This is a genomic window from Pantoea sp. AS-PWVM4 (assembly GCF_000468095.1).
GTDB classification, from domain to species: Bacteria; Pseudomonadota; Gammaproteobacteria; order Enterobacterales; family Enterobacteriaceae; genus Pantoea; species Pantoea phytobeneficialis.
In genome coordinates this window covers 1-18,663 of record NZ_ASZC01000017.1, presented here as the reverse complement: position 1 = coordinate 18,663, position 18,663 = coordinate 1, and the positions used below count along the sequence as shown (strand labels likewise).

The following is an 18,663-nucleotide window of genomic DNA, read 5'->3' as shown; positions in this document are numbered from 1 at the left end:
AGCGGCGCGATTTATCGCGCGATAAGTCTTGCCGCTGCGGCCATCATCAGGCCAGTCGATCGCACCACAGATGCAGGCGCGGAATAATCAGATGCAAGGGCTCAGCCTGTGGCTTATAACGATGCGCCACATTGTCTGCATCATAATCCAGCAGTTCACCCAGCACAGGCACCTGGCTGCGGTCGCGGCATAGCACCAGCAGTGGAGAAGGGCAGGCCAGTTGGGTTTGCTTCTTTTCATCGGTGCGCCAGACACGGGCCACCGGTTGAACTTTGACCGGACGCTTGATTTTCAGGCGGGCCGTGATCGGTAAATCGCGCACCGTTTCCAGTTCCTGCTGCACTTTCTCGGCCCACTGCTCACGGGTCCACGGGGCCTGAGCACGATTGGCTTTCAGGCTGCGCTCCAGCAACTCGATGATCTCATCGCGTTTAACGTTTTTAATGATGTTCTTATTCGCCCAACCGAAACGCAGGCTATCCGGGGAATCCAGCAGGGTGACATTGCGGTAGGCATTCAGGGTGATCAACCCGCGTAAATGTTGGTGAACAAACTCAAAGCGCGCTTCGCTGGGCAGGCCGGACTCCACGGTGATCAACTGCTCCAGCCGCTGTTTCAGCGTATTAATTTCCGCTACCTGCCGGGTAATGATGTCGCTGGCGTGCTCATCCGCCTCAATGCAGATTGCGCCGGGCAGTCGTACCGCGGCTTTGGTGCTGAGTTTTTCTGACTGGTGCTGCATAAACAGCCGACAATAATGGGTGAGGGCCATCTCACGGGCGGCGCTCCCCAGATGCTGGGTGACTTTGATGCGTGATATCTCGTCGTGTTCATGGCCTTTTTCGATATCCGGCAAACCAAAAACCCGCGCGATCAATAAAGGTTGCTGCTCCACTTGTTGACGCAACGCGCCCAGATGCTGCTCCAGCGCGTTTACGCAGGCATGCAGATCGGCGATCAAATCGTAACGAGCCATAGGACGTCTCCATAGTTACAACATACCAAATGTGGCAGGGGATCGGCGCGATAGCAAGCACGGTTTATAATTACAACATACTTTTGGCTTGCTGTTTTTTGCCGCAGGTTTGCCAGCCTCGTTGTAAGGATTGCGATAACCAGCGGGCATAAGCATTTTTCGTGATCGATGAACGTGTTATAACAAATGCTTCGCCTGCTATCGGAATATTCATGTGGAGCATTACGCAAAGCCCGGCGTTCCCGCCATTATCACTCTCGGGCTGGTTCAGATCCTCTCCTGGGGTGGTTCATTCTACCTGATGGCGGTAATGGCCAATCCCATCGTCGCAGAAACTGGCTGGTCGCAGCAGTGGGTTTACGGTGCGTTGTCGCTCGGCATTCTGGTTTCAGGATTACTGGCCCCGCTGAGCGGCAGGCTTATCGCGCGCGCGAGTGGGCGCGCATTGCTGGCCGGAAGCGGCGCAGTAATGGCGATTGGGCTGGTGGTGATGGGGTTGAGCCACAGTTTGCTGTTATTCCTGTCTGCCTGGGTCATTATCGGTATTGGCATGGCGATGGGTTTGTACGATGCCTTGTTTGCCACGCTCGGAACCCTGTATGGCGGGCAAGCGCGCGGGGCGATCACCGGCATCACGCTGATTTCCGGTTTTTGCACCACGCTGGTGTGGCCGGGTACGGCGTTGCTCATTCACTGGCTGGAGTGGCGTGGCGCCTGTTTTGCCATTGCGCTGCTGTTATGCGTGGCGGTGCTCCCCGCGTATTTCTATGCTTTGCCGCCGCCGACGGCAAAGAAGAAAGAGACAACGCCCGTCAGGGCTGCCACGACTAGCGATTTGGCTCCCGGTCTGTTCTGGTTGCTATGCAGCATCTTCACGCTGGCTTCGGTGATTATGACCGCCATTTCGGTGCAGTTGATCACGCTGTTGCAGGCCAGCGGCCATTCCCTGACGGCAGCACTGGCGATCAGCGCCATTCTTGGTCCCTGTCAGGTAGGTTCGCGTATCGTCGATATCGCGTTTAAACGGGGTCATCCTATCTGGACCACGTTTTTTTCGGTGGGTCTGGTTGCCGTGGGTTTGCTGTTGCTGGCCTGTTTTCCGCAGTTTGCGTTGCTGAGTATGGTGCTGTACGGTGCCGGAAATGGTTTGCGTGCCATTGTCCGGGGAACTTTACCGCTGGTGATGGTCAAACCAGAAGCCTATGCGGTAGTGGTGGGGCGGATGGCACGTCCGGCGCTGATTGGTCAGGCATTGACACCACTACTGGGCGGTTATGTTTTTCAACAGTTGGGGGCGAACGCCACGCTGTGGATGCTTTGCCTGTTGGCATTGATTAACGTGCTGTTGGTGATGGTGCTGAAGCAAAAATTGCCGCAGCCCAACCCGCAGTCAGAAAGGGGAGTGATAAACTAAGCAGCCTGTGCGCTTGTGTCTGAGGAAATGATGAATACGTGCCTTGATCACAGTCGCTCGCTTCTAAAAAGCAACAGTGTTTGTTATATTTATTGCTCAATGATTACTCACTGCCGCGGCATGAAAACAACAAGATAGACCGCAACTCAGGATTAAAGAAATGCTTGATTACCGCTTCCCGACAGCTTTGCAGATGGTTTTGAGCGTAGCGATGGCGGAGCAATTGGGTAAACGCTCGACCAGTGCCATTCTGGCTTATGGCCTGGAGGCGAACCCCAGTTTCATTCGGAAACTTATGGTTCCGCTGACACGCGATGGCATTATTGTCTCGACGCTTGGCCGTACCGGTTCGATTCATCTGGGCCGTCCTGCCAGCGAGATCACCCTGCGCGATATCTATACCTCGGTGATTGAAGACAAAAAACTTTGGGCCTCGCGCCCGGATGTCGCGCCGCGTTGTCTGGTGAGCGCCAACCTGTGCTGGTACTTCAAATCGATTGCTGATGAAGCCGAACAAGCCTCCCTGAAGGTGCTGGAAAAACGCACCGTGGCGGATGCGCTGGCTGAACTGAAAAAACGTGACACCAGCAATTGCGAACCCCTGCCAGACTTCGAAATCGAAGACTTCTGCAAGAAATCCCGCTGACATTCCCTGGAGCGCGTTGCTGCGCTCCCGCCCCCATTCGGTAGCGGCGCGATTTATCGCGCGAGTTTCAGGCATAAAAAATCCGGGCACTTGGCCCGGATTTTTACATCAACACAAACTACAAATCACACCGTCTGCACTTCACCTTCCGGCTGTTTCCGTGTCACCAGTTTACGCAGCGTCACATAAAACACCGGCGTCAGGAACAGGCCGAACAAAGTCACGCCCAGCATGCCGGAGAACACGGTAATCCCGGTAACGCCACGCACTTCGGCACCGGCACCTTCTCCGAGAATCAACGGGATGGTCCCGGCGATAAAGGCGATGGAGGTCATGACGATGGGGCGCAGACGCAGACGACAAGCTTCCAGCGCGGCCTCAACAATCCCTTTACCCTGCATCTCCAGCTCGCGGGCAAACTCGACAATAAGAATCGCGTTTTTACACGCCAGCCCCATCAGAACCACCAGCCCCACTTGCACAAACACGTTGTTATCACCGCCGGTCAGCCACACGCCAACCAACGCCGACAGCATGGTGACCGGCACAATCAGGATCACCGCCAGCGGTAACGTCCAGCTTTCGTACAATGCCGCCAGTACCAGGAAGGCCAGCAGTACCGACACCGGGAACACAATAAACGCAGCATTACCCTGGGTGGATTGCTGATAACTGAGATCGGTCCACTCAATGTTCATTCCATTCGGCAACACCTGATTGGCGAGCGCTTCCACTTTGGTCATGGCCTGCGCCGATGACAGCACGCGAGGGTCAGCGTCACCAATCAAATCCGCCGCCGGGTAGCCGTTATAACGGATCACCGGATCAGGGCCGTAGGTGGTGGTGATATTCACCATGCTGCCGATTGGCACCATCTCGCCGCGATCGTTACGGGTGCGCAGGTTAGCAATATCCTGCACGCTGTCGCGGAAATCGCCATCTGCTTGCGCCATCACACGCCAGGTACGACCAAACTTATTGAAGTCATTGACATAGGAGGAGCCGAGATACACCTGAAGGGTGCTGAACAAATCGGTCAGCGACACGCCCTGTGCTTTGGCTTTATCACGATCAACCTGCACATCCAACTGCGGAACGTTGGCTTGATAGGAGGAGATCGGGAACATCATGCCAGGCGTCTGCATCACCGCACCGGAGAGGGTGTTGATCGCCGTTTGCAGCTCGCCATAACCCAGGCCAGCACGATCCTGCACGTAAAGGGAATAACCTGAACCCTGGCCGAGGCCCAAAATCGGCGGTGGCATGATGGAGAAACCAAAGCCCGCCTGAATTTTACTGATTTTGGCATTCAGCTCAGCGTTGATTTCCGCCGCACTGCGTTTACGCTGGTCAAACGGCTTGAGGCCAAAGAACACCGTCCCGGTATTGGGGGTATTGGTAAACTGCAAGGCGTTCAGGCCGGGGAAGGCGACCGCATAATCCACGCCTTCGGTATTCATACCGATCTCGCTCATCTTACGGATCACTTCATCGGTGCGCGCCAGTGACGAGCCTTCCGGCATCTTCACGCCACCAATCAGGTACAGCTTATCCTGGGTTGGGATAAAGCCACCCGGTACGCTGTGGAACATCCAGCCCGCGCCTGCCAGCAGCAGCACATAGACGCCAAACACCGCACCGCGCCGCCGCAGGGTTTTACTGACCATCGATTGATAACCGTCAGCGCTGCGCTGGAAAAAGCGGTTGAATGGGCGGAACAACCAGCCCAGCAACCGGTCAATCAGGCGCGACGGCATATCTTTCGGCGCATGATGATCCTTCAGCAGTTTCGCCGCCAGAGCCGGAGAAAGCGTCAGCGAGTTAATCGCCGAAATCACCGTCGAAATGGCGATGGTAACCGCGAACTGTTTATAGAACTGACCGGTAACGCCGGACAGGAACGCCATCGGCACAAACACCGCACACAACACCAGCGCGATAGCGATAATCGGACCGGAGACTTCACGCATCGCCTGATGCGCTGCCGCGGTGGGCGATAACCCTTGCTCGATATTACGTTCGACGTTCTCTACCACCACAATGGCGTCATCCACCACGATACCGATGGCGAGCACCAGACCAAACAGGCTCAGGGTGTTAAGTGAGAAGCCGAGCAAATACAAGATGCTGAAGGTCCCCACCACTGAAACCGGCACCGCCAGCAACGGAATGATCGACGCACGCCAGGTTTGCAGGAACAGAATCACCACCAGCACCACCAGCACAATCGCTTCCATCAGCGTCTGTACCACGGCCTTGATCGAATCCCGCACGAACACCGTCGGGTCATAGGGCGCGGCCCACTGCACATCGTCCGGGAAGCGGGTCGCCAGTTCAGCCATTTTGGCGCGCACCGCGTTGGAGAGATCGATGGCGTTAGCCCCCGGTGCCTGGAAGATACCGATACCGACCGCATCTTTATTATTAAGCTGTGAACGCAGCGCATAGCTGCCAGAACCCATCTCAATACGGGCGACATCACGCAGACGCACCAACGAACCATCATCGGCGGTTTTCAGGATGATATTGCCGAACTGCTGCTCGCTCTCCAGTCGTCCCTGGGTGTTGATCGACAGCAGGAAATCGCTCTCTTTCTTCAACGGTTCTGCGCCGAGCTGCCCGGCAGAAACCTGCACGTTTTGCTCCTGCATCGCCGTCACCACATCCGAGGCGGTCAGGCCACGCGCTGCCACTTTATTGGGATCAAGCCAGACGCGCATCGCATACTCACCGGCCCCGAAGATCTGAATCTGTCCTACGCCCGGCAGGCGGGCCAGTTCGTCTTTGACCTTCAGGGTGGCGTAGTTACGCAGATAGAGCGAATCGTACTTACCCTGCGGCGAAAACAGATGTACCACCAGCGTCAGGGTCGGCGACTGCTTCTGTGTGGTCAGGCCCAGTTGGCGCACGGCCTCTGGCAGGCGCGCTTCCGCCTGTGCCACACGGTTCTGCACCTGAACCTGCGCCTGGTCAGGGTCAGTACCCGGACGGAAGGTGACGGTGGTCACCAGCACGCCATCGGAACCGGCCACTGATTTCATATACATCATGTTTTCCACCCCGTTGATCGCCTCTTCCAGTGGCGTCGCCACCGAGTCGGCAATCACTTTGGGGTTGGCGCCGGGGTATTCTGCGCGCACCTGCACGCTGGGGGGCACCACATCGGGATATTCACTGATCGGCAGCAACGGAATGGCGATCAGCCCGGTAACAAATATCAAAATCGACAGCACAGCCGCGAAAATTGGCCGGTCGATAAAAAAGCGGGAGAAATCCATAACAGGCAGTCTCGATAATTATTGGGCGGCGCGCATCGCGACCGTTTGCGCAGTGACCGGCATGCCGGGCATAAACACTTTCTGCAAACCGTTAACGATCACCTTGTCTCCGGGTTTCAGTCCGTTCTGCACCACGCGCAGGCCATTCGCCAACTCGCCTGGCTGGATGTCACGGCGCTGGGCCTTACCGCTGGCATCGACCACGTAGACATACTTACGGTCCTGATCGGTCAGCACCGCTTTATCGTCAATCAGCAACGCGGTGAAATCGGCGCTACCGGGCAGACGTACGCGGGCAAACAGACCTGGCGTGAACTGACGCTGCTGGTTATCCAGCGTGGCCCGCATGCGGATGGTGCCGGTGCTGGCGGTCAACTGGTTATCGAGAAAATCGACTTTGCCCGGATGCGGATAGCCTTGCTCGCCGGTCAGGCCGATTTCCACTGGCAGCGCACCCCGGTTTTGTCCCTCACGGGCCATCGCCTGATAACGCAGATAGGTGGCTTCATCGACGTCGAAATAGACGTAGACACGATCCTGCGACACCAGCGTGGTGAGGACGCTGGCGCTGTCACCGGCGGTCACCAGGTTACCGATAGTGATCATGGCGCGGCTGGCGCGACCATCAATCGGCGCGGTAACGCGGGTGAAATCGAGATTAAGTTGCGCCATATCTACCGCCGCCTGGGCCGACAGCACGGTAGCCTGTGCCTGGCTGGCCGCTGAACGACGCTGTTCTGCCTCTTCACGCGATACCGCCAGCGTGCCAATCAGCTTTTCGGTACGAGCCGACTCACTGCGTGCCAGCGCCGCCTGACTGCGGGCCTGCGCCAGTTCGGCCTGCGCCTGCTCCAGCGCCGCGCGATAGGTACGATCATCAATGGTGAATAGCACCTGGCCTTTTTTTACTTCATCGCCTTCGCGATAATTCACCTGATCGATATAGCCGGATACGCGCGGTCGCAGCTGCACGCTTTGCACCGCTTCGATACGACCATTAAAACTGTCCCACTGGCTGACTTTCTGCTGTACCACCTGCGCCACACTCACTTCAGGCGGTGGCGGTGGGGCGTTTTTCGCCACACCGCTATCACAGCCGGCCAGCAGGCTTCCCAGCAGCACCATTCCTGACAGGCTTACGCCCAGACGAACCCCATATGTCTGCAGATGCATTGTAGTTATTCCGCGTTAGTCAAAAAATTGAAAGGTCATGTACAAAAAATTTTGCAACTTTGACGGTTGCATTAAAACGGGATGAGTGTAGGCTTGTGCAAACTGCTTCTGCAAGAATATCTGATACACTTTAAGTGCGGTTTTGATCGCAACGGATCATGCAGGGTAATACCCCTACGCGAAGTGCGGCATTTAATGCAATAATAAAACTTGCACTAAATGGCATAGTCAGTCACCCTTAAAGTGTAACTGCAACAGATACTGATACTGATACTGATCGCCACGGCGACGGGAGAAAATGGGATGATGAGCGACGCATTTATTCACGATCTGATCGACTGGATTGATAACAACATTGAAGCACGCCTGGATCTGGACACCGTAGCAGGGCGCGCCGGTTACTCGAAATGGCACCTGCAACGCATGTTCAAAGAGCACACCGGTTATCCGCTGGGTGAGTACATTCGTGCCAAGAAACTGAAAAAATCGGCAGACCGGCTGACCACCACAAACGAGCCGATTCTGAACGTGGCGATTTCGCTGGGCTTTGACTCGCAGCAGTCATTCAACCGCAGCTTCAAACGTCAGTATGGTGTGGCACCGGGTGCATGGCGTCGTCATGCCGGGCACCAGCCGAGCGTTATGCAGTAAACTCCGCCAGGGCCAGCATCGCTGGCCCGCGTTTTTCCCGCCTGAAAAGCTGCTATTATCGGCCTCCTGAAACTCAGGAAGTCACTATGTCAAAGAAACTCTGGATTGGATTAATTATCGCGCTGGTCGCCTCATGGGCCGGGCTAAAACCGCATTTCTCCGCTGCACCCAAAACCAATATTGCGCAATTGACCGATGCCGAAACCGTCGCGCGCTGGCTGCAACAACATCATAAATTACCGGATCTCTACCTCACCAAAGGTGAAGCACGGCGTCAGGGCTGGAACCCCGGCAAAGGCAACCTGTGCGACGTGTTGCCCGGCAGGGCGATTGGCGGCGACCGTTTTGCTAACCGTGAACAGCGGCTGCCACAACAGGCGGGACGCCAATGGTATGAAGCCGACGTCAATTACGATTGCGGCCACCGCGATGCCGATCGTCTGCTTTACTCTTCAGATGGCCTGATTTTTCTCACCACCGATCACTATCGCAGCTTTAAGCCGGTGCCCTGATGATGCTGAACCTGACCTTTGATTTCCGGCAACTGCCCGACCGCGAGGCGTTTTATGCTGCGCTGGTGCGGCAGAGCCATTGCCCGTTCGCCTTTGGTAACAATCTTGACGCGTTGTGGGATTGGCTGACAGGCGGTATGGCGCTGCCAGCAACCCTGCATTTGCGCCATGTTGATGAGAGCAACGTGGAATTCGCGCCCGTGCTGGCGCTGCTGGAAGAGGCGGTGGCGCAGCTCGAGGGTGAACTGCGCCTGGTGCGTGATTAAGCGTGCAACGCCAGTAGCATCATCGCCAGTGTCTGGCGGGCGGCGGCAGGTAAATCGCCGCCGCCGGTATAGCCGTTGTTCTCCACAATCACGCTGTTCAGCCCCACCAGCCAGTCGTAGATATAGTAGGCCGTGTGGTTAGCCGGGGCGGCAGAGAGACGCGTCAGACGTTGGCCGGACGAGAAATTGACGCTCGGGGCGGGTGGACGGGCGAAGATCGTCTGGCCACGATTGACGCGGCTGGCCGGACGTTCGCTCTCCGGGCGCTGCAAAAAGCCCAGCCAGGCAACAAAATCCCCCAACACCGTCATCGCGCGGGACACCTGACGATCGGTGCGCGCCTCATGCGCGCTGGCCTGCGCCTCCGGCTCGTTCAGCGCCGTCTGCAAGGTGTTCAGCATGTTGTGACGGAAGCTGGCGGTAATTAACTCCTCCACCAACAACTCCAGCGTCGGTTTATCGACGTTGAGCAGCGCCAGCAGACTCCGGCTCTCCGGCAACTGACGCAGATGATCCAGCCACAGGGCGAAGACCAGGTGCGGAAATTGCTGATCGCGCTGACCGCCGTGATTGCGCGGTTCTGCCGCTGCCACCGGTTCATCTTTAAACAGATCAAATTCAAAACCGATGCCGAAATAGCTTTGCTCTGCGGCTGCGCTGGCGACTTTATGCTGCGTGCCGCTGTTGCTCTGGCTCAGCCACAATTGACGCACTGCCTCACGAGACGGCTGTAAACGCTCCAGCAATTCGCCGTGCAGGCCGGTGCGATGTTGCAGGCATTTCAGCAAGGTGTCGGCAATGCTTTGCTTACGCGCCGCTTGCTCTGGCGTAGCGCTGGCTTCGGTCCAGGGTTGCAGACGATCCACCAGGGTTTGTTGCAGCGCACTCAGTTGCGACGCCAGACGATCACGGCGCGCATCCGGCTGCATTTCATCCTGCAACCAACTGCCCATCCGATCCACTCCGGCGCGATCCAGCGCCAGCATCGACCCCCAGCTCTGACCCGGCTGACCAATCTGGCGTTGTACCGCTTCATCGACGTTGATCTGCTGATGACGTGCATCATAAGGGGTGATGGCCCAGATCAGCCGCGGCTTCTCTCCGCTGGCCGGTACCGGTTGATGCAGATGCCACTCGCGCAGCGCCTGGCTGGCGAGATCGGCGTCCTGACGCTGGCTGGCGGCGGTACAGATCAACAGCAGGTCGATATCCTGACGCGCAGCGTACCAACCCGGCAGCAAGGCGCGTTTCTGTTCCAGTAAGGTGGCGCGCAGCGCATCTCGCGTTTGCAGACGGTGGCGCTCCTCCTGCTGGCCGCGATCGGCTGGGGTACCCGGCGCGGGCAGCTCCAGCATATCGGCCTCATCATATAACGCCTGGCGTGGCGTCGAGCTAAGCGGAATGGTGATTTCCAGTGTCAGCAACGCCAGCAGACCCAGGGGCACCTGCTGCGCTTTACCCACCCGGTTCGCGACCACCGGGCACACCTCAATCATCTCCTGCAAGTCGGCATCGCTGCCAATCAACTTCTCGGCGGGCAGTGACGTGTCATCCACCAACAGGCTGAGTGGGGCCATGACCCGTGGGGCATGACGTAACTGATGGCGCAAATGCATCAGGCTGCGCAGGCTTTCGCTTAAGGAGTTTTGGCCCGGCCACAGCAAGGCGAACAACTGTACGCGGTCGTCGACATTCAGCCACGGGGCGAGGCCAATGGCCTGCGGCCAGAAGTGACGATCCAGCACCTCGGCGTGATGGTGATGGCGGCGACTCCACGCCCATAAAGTAACCAACGCATCGCTTTCCAGACCCGGCTGGATGTCACTTTGGCGATGCCGCTGTAGACGTTGCAGCGCGCTGTCGAGAGCCGTGGTATCCGGCTGTAATTCCGGGGTGGCGCAGGCCAACATCAGACGGATCAGCTCAACTTCGCTCAGCAATGTCATCTCCAGCGGCCAGGCGTTGGAGGCCGTTTCACGCTGGTGACTAAAACGTGTGGCGATGGCGAAATCGAGGTTGCCGGGATTGATATGCTGGAAATAGTTAAAGGTTTTGTCGCCAGGGGTGGTCATCAACTGTCCCTGGGCATCACCCACCATCTCGCTTAATAACCAGGCTTTGCCCGCCTGCGACTGACCAAACAACGCCAGCGTCACGGGGCGCGCGAGCTGGCGCGCCAGCGCGTGGCTCTCCACTCTGGCGCGGCGCAGTTGCAGGCTCAGGGTGTCGCCTTCCATGCTCAGACGCGTGGAGTGAGCCTGCTGGTTTTCAACCCAACTCAGAGCACCATCAAGGGTTTCCTGGAGCAGACTGAGACGTTTGGCCAGCGTGGCCTGTGGTTGTTTTTTTGCGGTTCTCATTTTTTGCAGACGCTCCCGCTGTCGATCCAGTATTGCGCATTCGCATTGCCCGTGGCGGAAAGCGTATTCAGTTTCAGGCTCAGTTGTTCCAGAGGCACGCGGCTGCCGTCGTCGAGACGCGCATCGCTCAGCACCAGACGTTCCGGTCCGGCGTTATCCGGGCCAGGTTGCACCGCCAGCTTGATGCGCAGCACGCTTTCCCCGGCGACTTTACGCGCCAGTTGTGGATCGATAATGCTCAGGCTGTAAAGGGGCGATGCGGGCCAGCGATCGTTCTCCAGTTGGCGGAAGCCAAGGCAGACGTTGCCGCGAATGCGGAAGCTGCTTTTGCGGTCCAGCGCAAAGCTGTGGCTGTCGAGATCGATCTCGCTGTAGCACAGGTTGTCATCGCTCAGCGCCTGCGTTTCATCCAGCACGCCGAGGTAGCGAATGGTGGAGTAAGGTTCAAAATCACCGGCGCGGAACCAGAAGCTGCTGAGACGCAGATCGAGCGCCAGCAGACACAGCATGGCACCGACGGCTGCGGTGGATTTCGGGTTATCAATGCGTCCCTGTTTGTTGAACGGATACCAGTCGCTGGTGTGATACCCCTCCAGCGAAAGAATGCGGCTGCCCGGTAACGGTTGCAGATGACGCACCAGCGCCTGAATGCCAGGGAAGCGTGACGGGCGACCGGTCAGCAGCAGCACGTCGCATTGATAGAGCGACACTACTTCGCACATGGCGCGCAACGCCGGGATGATCGCCATACGGTGTTGCAGGAACTCGCCATGCAATTGCGCAAGGCTGACTACCAGCGGCACCTCCAGCAGATCGAAACGGCTGTCGCCGCCGAGGGTGCGCTGGATTTCACCGTTGATAAATGCCAGCACGGCATTGCTGGGCTTTTGTGGTACCAGTTCGCCAAACAGCGCGTTGATCTCGCTGTGGCTGTCGAGCGGGTCCCAGTTTTCATAACGTTCCAGCACCGCCTGCGCCAGCGGGATAAACAGCTGCAACGTCACCTGCTGGCGCAGAGTGGCTTGTCCGTCCATGCGGCTGTCATGGCCGAACAGTTTATTCATCAGCGGTTCCGGCAAGGTCAGACCGGCTTTCTGCAAGCTTTGCTGCAACGCAGGCAGGACCCATAGCTGAATCACATCCAGCAGAATGTCGTCCCCGGCCACCTTGAAGCCTTCGCGGAACAACAGGCGTGGGGTGATTTTGACGTTATTACCCTGGCCGTCGTCGAGGCGATATTGGGTAATCGCGAGGTCGGTGGTGCCGCCGCCAATATCGATGGAGGCGATACGCAGGCTCTTACCCGGCAGTTCATCAGCGTCACGCGGGCGATCCGGGCGCGCCATGCTGGTGAAGAAATCTTCTGCGCGACCAGCAAAGTTGACCTGCGTTTCGTTGAACAACCACACCATCTGGCCGCAGGTGGCTTCGTCCCACTCCATCTGCACATCCGGCACCGGGCGCAGGCTCTTCGCCAGAGTTGCGGCGGTAAACGCGTCTTCGGCCGGATGCCAGCCTTCCGCTTTCCACACCAGCGCGATGGCTTCCTGCATACGACGACGGAAAATTTCCCGTTCCGGTTTTGGCATTGCCGAGGGCAGCGTAAGGATCACATGACGCAGTTGACGTGGGGCCTGGCTTTGCGGCATGCGCTGACGTTGAGCGACGCTGTTCATCTGCATCATCGCCTGTGCCAGCAGTTCGCACAGCATAAAGGTCATCAGCGAACTGCGGCTGTAGCTGGCGGAGAATACCGGCAGGCGTTCATCCTCAGCCAGCGCGTGCAGCGGCTGGCCTTCATCATTCAGCAGCAGGGTAAAGGGCAAGGCGGTCGCCTGGGTTTCATCACCGCTGCCGTTGGCATTGAAACGCCAGCCGGGCTGATAACGGGCTTCATCCCACAGATAACGACGCGGGCTGGAAAGGCCGGTGCTGCCTTCGGTACCAGCACGCAACAGCGCCAGACGGCTGGCCTCGCGGCCCACACGCGTCAGCGACGGCCACATAAAGGCATTTTCGCGACCACTCTCCAGCGAGAAATTGGCCTTGCCGAAGCGGGGTTCGGCAAATTCCAGGCGGCTGTCGAACAATTCGTTATACACCTGATGCGGTTCAGACAGGTCACGCAGTTGCAGCTCGTAAGTCTGGCGCAGGCCGTTGCTCTCCTCGGCGTGATCTTCCACCAGGATGCCGCAGGTGTGTGAGTTGCCAACATCGAGAATGATATCGACATTCACCGCCGGAGATTGCAGCGACGCGGCCTGAATGGCGATCTCCGCCAGATCAAGCTGTTCGCCCAGCAACTCCAGCACATTAAGGTAATGCGCCTGATACTCAAACTCGCGCAGCGCCTGCACCAACTCTTGCTCGCGGCGTGATTCCAGTGCGGTAACCTGCTGACTGAAGGTTTCACGCAGCCAGCCATCAACCCAGGTCAGGTCAAGAAATTCACCCAGTTCATAATTATGCCAGGCGAGGGCAAAGCTGACGCCGTTTTGCGCATCGGCCTGGCTCAGGCCAAGCTGCTCGCCACCGTCGTTCTCCGCCACCAGGCGGGTATCGAAGGCGAGGGTGATACGGTGGGTATTGCCCGCCGCATCGGGTTGGGACAGGGGAGCCAGACGCAGACGCGCCCAGTTTTCCGGTCCACCAATAAAGCGACGACCACTGGTGCAACGCAACACCGGTAGCGGTAACCATTGATTCGCCAGCAACGTCAGGGAGTCGGCCAGCGCGATATCCGATTCCGGGCGCACCACTTCCGGTGCGCCGCCATCTTCGGGGTAGAGCAGAAACTTGCCGCTGTTGCCGTCAATGTTAAGGCGCAGCAGCGGGCCGTTTGCCGTCTGGCGTACAAACTGACGGCGCGCCTGTAATGAAGGCAGACGCAGGCCGAAGTCGAGAAATTGCACACCGCTATCTTCAATCAGCGTGATTCTTTGTTTGTCATCGATGAGGGGCGCTAACATGGTTACTTACTCTCACGCTTAATCGTCAACGGGAAAACCTGATCCGCGCCATATTGCGCGTCACAGCTGGCGATACCATCGCCTTGTTTACACACCAGTTCCGGCATGCGGTAGCGTGATTTATCGCTACAGCTGGCGGTGTAGCGGCTGCGAACCACCATGGTGCCGGCGCTGGTCATGGCGGCGGTGACATCGGCCTTGCAGCGAATGCCATCGCCCTGGGTAATCAGCGCTGTGCCTTTGCCGTTTTTAATCTGATAACGCAGACTCGGCGGTTTACCGGTTGGCAGGTTGGTCTGACGCAGGGTGACGCGCCAGCGACCATCCAGGAAACGTACCGAACCGACGCGCACGTCTTCGGCGGTGATCACCAGATCATCGGCTTTGGCTGGCGCGGTAGGCACCGGCGCAGCAACCTCAACCACCGCAGGCGCGACGGGCGCTGCGGGCGGCGGCGCGGTCACGGTGGCGCTGGCCTGCGGCAGGGTGGTAGCCAGTTTTTCCGCCTGCGCAAACACCGGCGGTGGCGCGATCGGCTGGCTGACAACCGGAGCGGGCGCAGCGGCCACCACGGGAGCCGCGGCTTGCGGGGTGCTGTGCAACCACCAGGCGGTTCCTGCGGCGGCAGCCAGCGCCACCGGGAGCAGCAGCAACCACGGGCGCAGGGATTTGCTGGCGGCAGGGGGCTGGACGGCGGCGATTACCGGTTCGGGTTCGCTCTCTTCCGGCTCAGGCTCAATGATCGGCTCCTCCGGTTCGACTTCCGGTTCGGCCAGCACAATCGGTGTTTCCACCACCGGCGGCGGTTCCGGCAACAGCGACGGCAGTTGCTCGTCAAGGCTGTCACGCAGACAGGCCAGTGCGTCATCACGCGAGCGGGCCTGCGGATCGACAAAGCCCCAGAAGGTAATCACCGGTTTGCCATCCACCAGATAGACGTATTGCTGATCGGGGAATTGCAGGGTTTTACTCAGCAGCGCACCAAACAACCGCATCGCCGGGTTTTCTGCCTCACGCGCGCGCAGGCTCAGCGCCTGCAAATCCTGTTGATTGAGGGTGAGTTGTTCCAGCGCCTGACGACGTTCGTGATCGCTGGCCGCCAGCCATGAACGGACTTTGCCGCTAAAGGGGGCGTACCAGTCGAGGCGATCACCGCGTTCATTGGGTTGTGGAATGGCGAGACAGTTCGCCAGCGTGGATTGGCGGCGTAGCCGCAAGGTTTCGCGAATTTGCAGAGCAGAAGCCCAGACGGGCTGGCCGTTCTCACCCAGTGCCAGAACCGCGTCAAGATTGCCGCTGCGCAGAAAAGTTTTTGCCACTCGTTGGCCCTTATCGGTGAATGTCTGAGGCAGAAAAAATCGATTTTGGTGATCTTAAGCCAAATAAGGGCAAATCAAACGGCGGAAATAAGGGGGAAAACAGGGCGGTTTTCCCCGGCTGGAGGATGAGTTGTAGAAAATTTAACCGCGTGCGCGCGGCATCAGCACCAGATGCGTCAGCATCCCGCCGACCAGTCCCCAGAAGGCAGCGCCGATACCCAGCAGCGACACGCCGCTGGCGGTAATCAGAAACGCCACCACCGCGCTATCACGCAGTTGCGGTTCCGCCAGCGCGCGATGCAGGCTGCCGGACAGCGTTGCCAGCAGCGCCAGACCGGCCAGCGTGGCAATCAACACCTGCGGCAGCGCGCTGAACAGCACCGCAATCAGCGCGCCGGTGAGCCCGGTGAGCAGATAGAAGAAACCGGCCAGCGCTGAGGCCATCCAGCGTTGTTTGGGATCGGGATCGACCTCTTCACCCATACAGATGGCGGCGGTGATGGCGGCAATACAAACGGAAAAGCCACCAAAGGGCGACAGCACCAGTGCCAGCAGCCCGGTCCAACTGGTCAGTGCCGAAATCGGCGGCTGATAACCGTGCGCCTGCAAGGTGGCGATGCCGGGGGCATTTTGCGACGCCATCGTCACCAGAAAATAGGGCAGTCCGACGCCAATCAGGGCGGTCAGCGAGAAGTGGGGGGTAATCCACTGCGGCACGCTGAGGCTCAGTGACTGCGGCGGGAAATGAATGCTGTGTTGCCCAAGCGCCACCAGCACCCCGGTGACCAACGCGAGGATAATCGCATAACGCGGTAACCAGCGACGACTCAGCAACCACACCAGGCACATGCTGCCGCACAGCGCAAAATTACTTTGTAAACCGGTAAAGGTATTCAGGCCGAAGCGCAGCAGGATCCCCGCCAGCATCGCGGCGGCCAGCGACTGCGGAATGTGGTTCATCAGGCGCGCAAACAGGCCAGTGACGCCACTCAGCACAATCAAGGCGTTGGTAAAGACAAACACGCCAATCACTTCATTAAGGGTCAGGCCGTGCAGACTGGTCGCCAGCAGCGCTGCGCCGGGGGTCGACCAGGCGGCCAGAATAGGCATTCTGGTCCACAGCGATAACCCGAGCGAGGCAACGCCCATGCCAATACCCAGCATTGAGAGCCAGCCGCCAATTTGTGCCGGAGAGGCACCGGCAGCCTGCGCCGCCTGAAAAATAATCGCAGCTGAACTGCTGTAACCCACCAGCACGGCAATAAACCCTGAAATCAGTATGGGGAGTGAAAAGGTGCTGCGCGGGGCGGTGGTGATCATAGCGGGTGTTCCGGTTGTGCGTTATAGCGCACATTGTGGCATGGGACGCTATAGCGCACAAGTGATACACTGCGCGCGAGCTTGTCTGGAGATCCTATGGAAAATTTGCATCAACATCTGAGCCTGGCGCTGAAACAGTTGCGTCAGGCCAATGGCTGGAGTCTGACGCTGGCGGCGGAACGCACCGGCGTCAGCAAGGCGATGCTTGGCCAAATCGAACGCGGCGAGTCCAGCCCGACCGTGGCGACCCTGTGGAAAATTGCCACTGGCTTCAACGTGCCGTTTTCGTTCTTTATTCAGGGGAGCGAGCAGCCACCCGGCGCCGCTGCCACCTTTAGCCAGAGCAATGCCCAAATGCTGGCAAAATCGCTGCTGCCCTACGACGCGCAGCTGCGATTTGACCTGCTGGAAGTGACGCTGGCCCCCGGCGCGCAAAGTGATTCTTCACCGCACGAAACAGGGGTGATTGAGCAGGTGGTGGTGCTGGAGGGCGAGTTGTTACTGGGCGTTGAGGGCACCTGGCGTCGTCTGCAACCCGGACAAGCCAGCCAGTTTGCCGGTGATAAACCGCACAGCTACCGTAATCCTCTCAGCACGCCGCTGCGTTTTCATAGCCTGATCCACTATCCGCATCGGGCGTAAGGCTTACAAATTGATACGAAGGTAAACTACACAGTTTGCCTTCGTATTTATATACTCGCTTTTCATTGTAAGGGAGACGTCGCCATGAGCGATCTGAACAGCGCCGCCGCGTTGCTGCGTAGCGTCAACGGCAAACTGGGACGCCGTTTGCGCGAATCGGCCCCGCCGGGTGACCTCACCTGGTCGCAAGTTGCGGTACTCGGTTATCTGGTGCGCGATGGTGCCATGACGATAACCGAACTGGCGGCGGCAGAAGGGGTGCGAACCCAGTCGATGGGCGCAACCGTTGCCAGCCTGGTCACGGCCGGGATGGTGCTGGGCGAAGCTGACCCGCATGATGGTCGCAAAACGCGCTACCATCCTACGAAAGCCTGCCGCGCGCTGGTGGCGGCCAATCGCGCCCAGCGTGATGACTGGCTGGTACGCAGCATGGCGACGCTCAACCCGCAGGAACAGCAGACGCTGCTGGCGGCCATTCCCTTACTGCAACGACTTGCCGACCAATAATCCTGAGAGGACCCGAGATGGCTGTAACAACTTTAGATGCAAAAACCGCCCTGATTGTGATTGACCTGCAACATGGGATCGTGGCGCTGCCTGTGGTGCATGACCCGAAAGTGGTGATTGAGCGTTGTCAGCGTCTTACTGATGCCTTCCGTGCGCACGATCTGCCGGTGGTGCTGGTGAATGTGGCGGGTGGTGCGCCGGGCCGTAACGAGCAGGCGCGTCATAGCGGTGAACTGCCGGCTGACTGGGCGGTACTGGTGCCGGAAATGACGCCACAACCGGGCGACATTAGCGTGACCAAGAAAACCTGGGGTGCCTTCCACAACACCGGTCTGCATGAGCAGCTGCAACAACGCGGTGTCACTCAGGTGGTGGTGTGCGGTATCGCGACCAGCATCGGTGTGGAGTCTACCGCGCGTCAGGCATATGAGCTCGGTTACAACGTCACGCTGGCGACAGACGCCATGACCTGCCTGAATGCGGATACCCATCAGAACAGCGTGGAGCGTATTTTCCCGCGCCTGGGCGAAACCGGTTCAACCGAGGATGTGCTGGCGCTGTTGGGCTAGTAAACATCGCGCGATTTATCGCGCATATACGATTTACCGCACCCGCTTGTAGCGGCGCGAT

At 58.5% G+C, this 18,663-nt stretch carries 15 protein-coding genes; 8 read left to right on the top strand and 7 right to left on the bottom strand.

Translation table 11 applies throughout. From position 1 onward, the window contains the following. Positions 1-46: 46 nt before the first annotated feature. The gene (gene tus, locus L579_RS15655; RefSeq protein WP_021185170.1) at positions 47-976 is read right to left on the bottom strand and encodes a DNA replication terminus site-binding protein; all 930 of its coding nucleotides are present in this window, start codon (positions 974-976) and stop codon (positions 47-49) included. 214 nt (positions 977-1,190) lie between these two features. Between tus and L579_RS15650 the strand changes: the two genes are divergently transcribed. Together L579_RS15650 and L579_RS15645 are read left to right on the top strand one after the other, a co-directional pair. Then, a complete protein-coding gene (locus L579_RS15650; protein WP_021185168.1) occupies positions 1,191-2,390 on the top strand; it encodes an MFS transporter in 1,200 nt (399 codons plus the stop codon). Positions 2,391-2,550: 160 nt separating this feature from the next. Then, positions 2,551-3,036: an RrF2 family transcriptional regulator gene (locus tag L579_RS15645; protein ID WP_021185167.1), complete on the top strand. Its 486-nt coding sequence runs from the start codon at positions 2,551-2,553 to the stop codon at positions 3,034-3,036. Positions 3,037-3,161: 125 nt separating this feature from the next. Here the strand turns inward: L579_RS15645 and oqxB are convergent, their stop codons facing one another. Both oqxB and L579_RS15635 read right to left on the bottom strand, forming a co-directional pair. Next, positions 3,162-6,314 (bottom strand): multidrug efflux RND transporter permease subunit OqxB, encoded by a 3,153-nt coding sequence (oqxB, locus tag L579_RS15640; protein WP_021185166.1) that lies wholly within the window; start codon positions 6,312-6,314, stop codon positions 3,162-3,164. Positions 6,315-6,332: 18 nt separating this feature from the next. Further along, positions 6,333-7,487: an efflux RND transporter periplasmic adaptor subunit gene (locus L579_RS15635; RefSeq protein ID WP_021185165.1), complete on the bottom strand. Its 1,155-nt coding sequence runs from the start codon at positions 7,485-7,487 to the stop codon at positions 6,333-6,335. 303 nt (positions 7,488-7,790) lie between these two features. Between L579_RS15635 and L579_RS15630 the strand changes: the two genes are divergently transcribed. From L579_RS15630 to L579_RS15620, 3 genes are all read left to right on the top strand, one after another. Then, complete coding sequence (locus L579_RS15630) at positions 7,791-8,138, top strand: helix-turn-helix domain-containing protein (RefSeq protein WP_013508941.1); 348 nt, start codon at positions 7,791-7,793, stop codon at positions 8,136-8,138. 86 nt (positions 8,139-8,224) lie between these two features. Beyond that, positions 8,225-8,650 (top strand): ribonuclease domain-containing protein, encoded by a 426-nt coding sequence (locus L579_RS15625; RefSeq protein WP_021185164.1) that lies wholly within the window; start codon positions 8,225-8,227, stop codon positions 8,648-8,650. Positions 8,651-8,652: 2 nt separating this feature from the next. Next, positions 8,653-8,916 (top strand): barstar family protein, encoded by a 264-nt coding sequence (locus tag L579_RS15620; protein WP_036626964.1) that lies wholly within the window; start codon positions 8,653-8,655, stop codon positions 8,914-8,916. On the opposite strand, the gene L579_RS15615 is transcribed toward L579_RS15620, so the two are convergent. The 4 genes from L579_RS15615 to L579_RS15600 form a co-directional block, all read right to left on the bottom strand. Next, positions 8,913-11,276: a virulence factor SrfC family protein gene (locus L579_RS15615; RefSeq protein WP_021185162.1), complete on the bottom strand. Its 2,364-nt coding sequence runs from the start codon at positions 11,274-11,276 to the stop codon at positions 8,913-8,915. The genes L579_RS15620 and L579_RS15615 overlap by 4 nt on opposite strands. Next, positions 11,273-14,245: a virulence factor SrfB gene (locus tag L579_RS15610; protein WP_021185161.1), complete on the bottom strand. Its 2,973-nt coding sequence runs from the start codon at positions 14,243-14,245 to the stop codon at positions 11,273-11,275. Before L579_RS15610 ends, L579_RS15615 begins: the two co-directional genes overlap by 4 nt. Before the next feature lie 2 nt (positions 14,246-14,247). Continuing rightward, positions 14,248-15,564: an SrfA family protein gene (locus L579_RS15605; protein WP_021185160.1), complete on the bottom strand. Its 1,317-nt coding sequence runs from the start codon at positions 15,562-15,564 to the stop codon at positions 14,248-14,250. 141 nt (positions 15,565-15,705) lie between these two features. Then, complete coding sequence (locus tag L579_RS15600; protein WP_021185159.1) at positions 15,706-16,884, bottom strand: benzoate/H(+) symporter BenE family transporter; 1,179 nt, start codon at positions 16,882-16,884, stop codon at positions 15,706-15,708. A gap of 96 nt (positions 16,885-16,980) precedes the next feature. On the opposite strand from L579_RS15600, the gene L579_RS15595 reads away from it, so the two are divergent. The 3 genes from L579_RS15595 to L579_RS15585 all read left to right on the top strand — a co-directional run bounded on the left by L579_RS15595 (position 16,981) and on the right by L579_RS15585 (position 18,602). Then, entirely contained in the window at positions 16,981-17,526 is a 546-nt protein-coding gene (locus tag L579_RS15595) for a helix-turn-helix domain-containing protein (protein WP_021185158.1), read from the top strand. An 84-nt stretch (positions 17,527-17,610) separates the two neighbouring features. Next, on the top strand, positions 17,611-18,033 hold the full coding sequence (locus tag L579_RS15590; protein WP_021185157.1) for a MarR family winged helix-turn-helix transcriptional regulator: 423 nt from the start codon (positions 17,611-17,613) through the stop codon (positions 18,031-18,033). A gap of 17 nt (positions 18,034-18,050) precedes the next feature. Next, positions 18,051-18,602: an isochorismatase family protein gene (locus tag L579_RS15585; RefSeq protein ID WP_021185156.1), complete on the top strand. Its 552-nt coding sequence runs from the start codon at positions 18,051-18,053 to the stop codon at positions 18,600-18,602. Positions 18,603-18,663 lie beyond the last annotated feature (61 nt).

Coding starts and splice junctions, on each gene's coding strand:
- tus (WP_021185170.1), bottom strand. CDS start 976: ATGGCTCGTTACGATTTGATCGCCGATCTGCATGCCTGCGTAAACGCG.
- L579_RS15645 (WP_021185167.1), top strand. CDS start 2,551: ATGCTTGATTACCGCTTCCCGACAGCTTTGCAGATGGTTTTGAGCGTA.
- oqxB (WP_021185166.1), bottom strand. CDS start 6,314: ATGGATTTCTCCCGCTTTTTTATCGACCGGCCAATTTTCGCGGCTGTG.
- L579_RS15635 (WP_021185165.1), bottom strand. CDS start 7,487: ATGCATCTGCAGACATATGGGGTTCGTCTGGGCGTAAGCCTGTCAGGA.
- L579_RS15630 (WP_013508941.1), top strand. CDS start 7,791: ATGATGAGCGACGCATTTATTCACGATCTGATCGACTGGATTGATAAC.
- L579_RS15625 (WP_021185164.1), top strand. CDS start 8,225: ATGTCAAAGAAACTCTGGATTGGATTAATTATCGCGCTGGTCGCCTCA.
- L579_RS15620 (WP_036626964.1), top strand. CDS start 8,653: ATGCTGAACCTGACCTTTGATTTCCGGCAACTGCCCGACCGCGAGGCG.
- L579_RS15615 (WP_021185162.1), bottom strand. CDS start 11,276: ATGAGAACCGCAAAAAAACAACCACAGGCCACGCTGGCCAAACGTCTC.
- L579_RS15610 (WP_021185161.1), bottom strand. CDS start 14,245: ATGTTAGCGCCCCTCATCGATGACAAACAAAGAATCACGCTGATTGAA.
- L579_RS15600 (WP_021185159.1), bottom strand. CDS start 16,884: ATGATCACCACCGCCCCGCGCAGCACCTTTTCACTCCCCATACTGATT.
- L579_RS15595 (WP_021185158.1), top strand. CDS start 16,981: ATGGAAAATTTGCATCAACATCTGAGCCTGGCGCTGAAACAGTTGCGT.
- L579_RS15590 (WP_021185157.1), top strand. CDS start 17,611: ATGAGCGATCTGAACAGCGCCGCCGCGTTGCTGCGTAGCGTCAACGGC.
- L579_RS15585 (WP_021185156.1), top strand. CDS start 18,051: ATGGCTGTAACAACTTTAGATGCAAAAACCGCCCTGATTGTGATTGAC.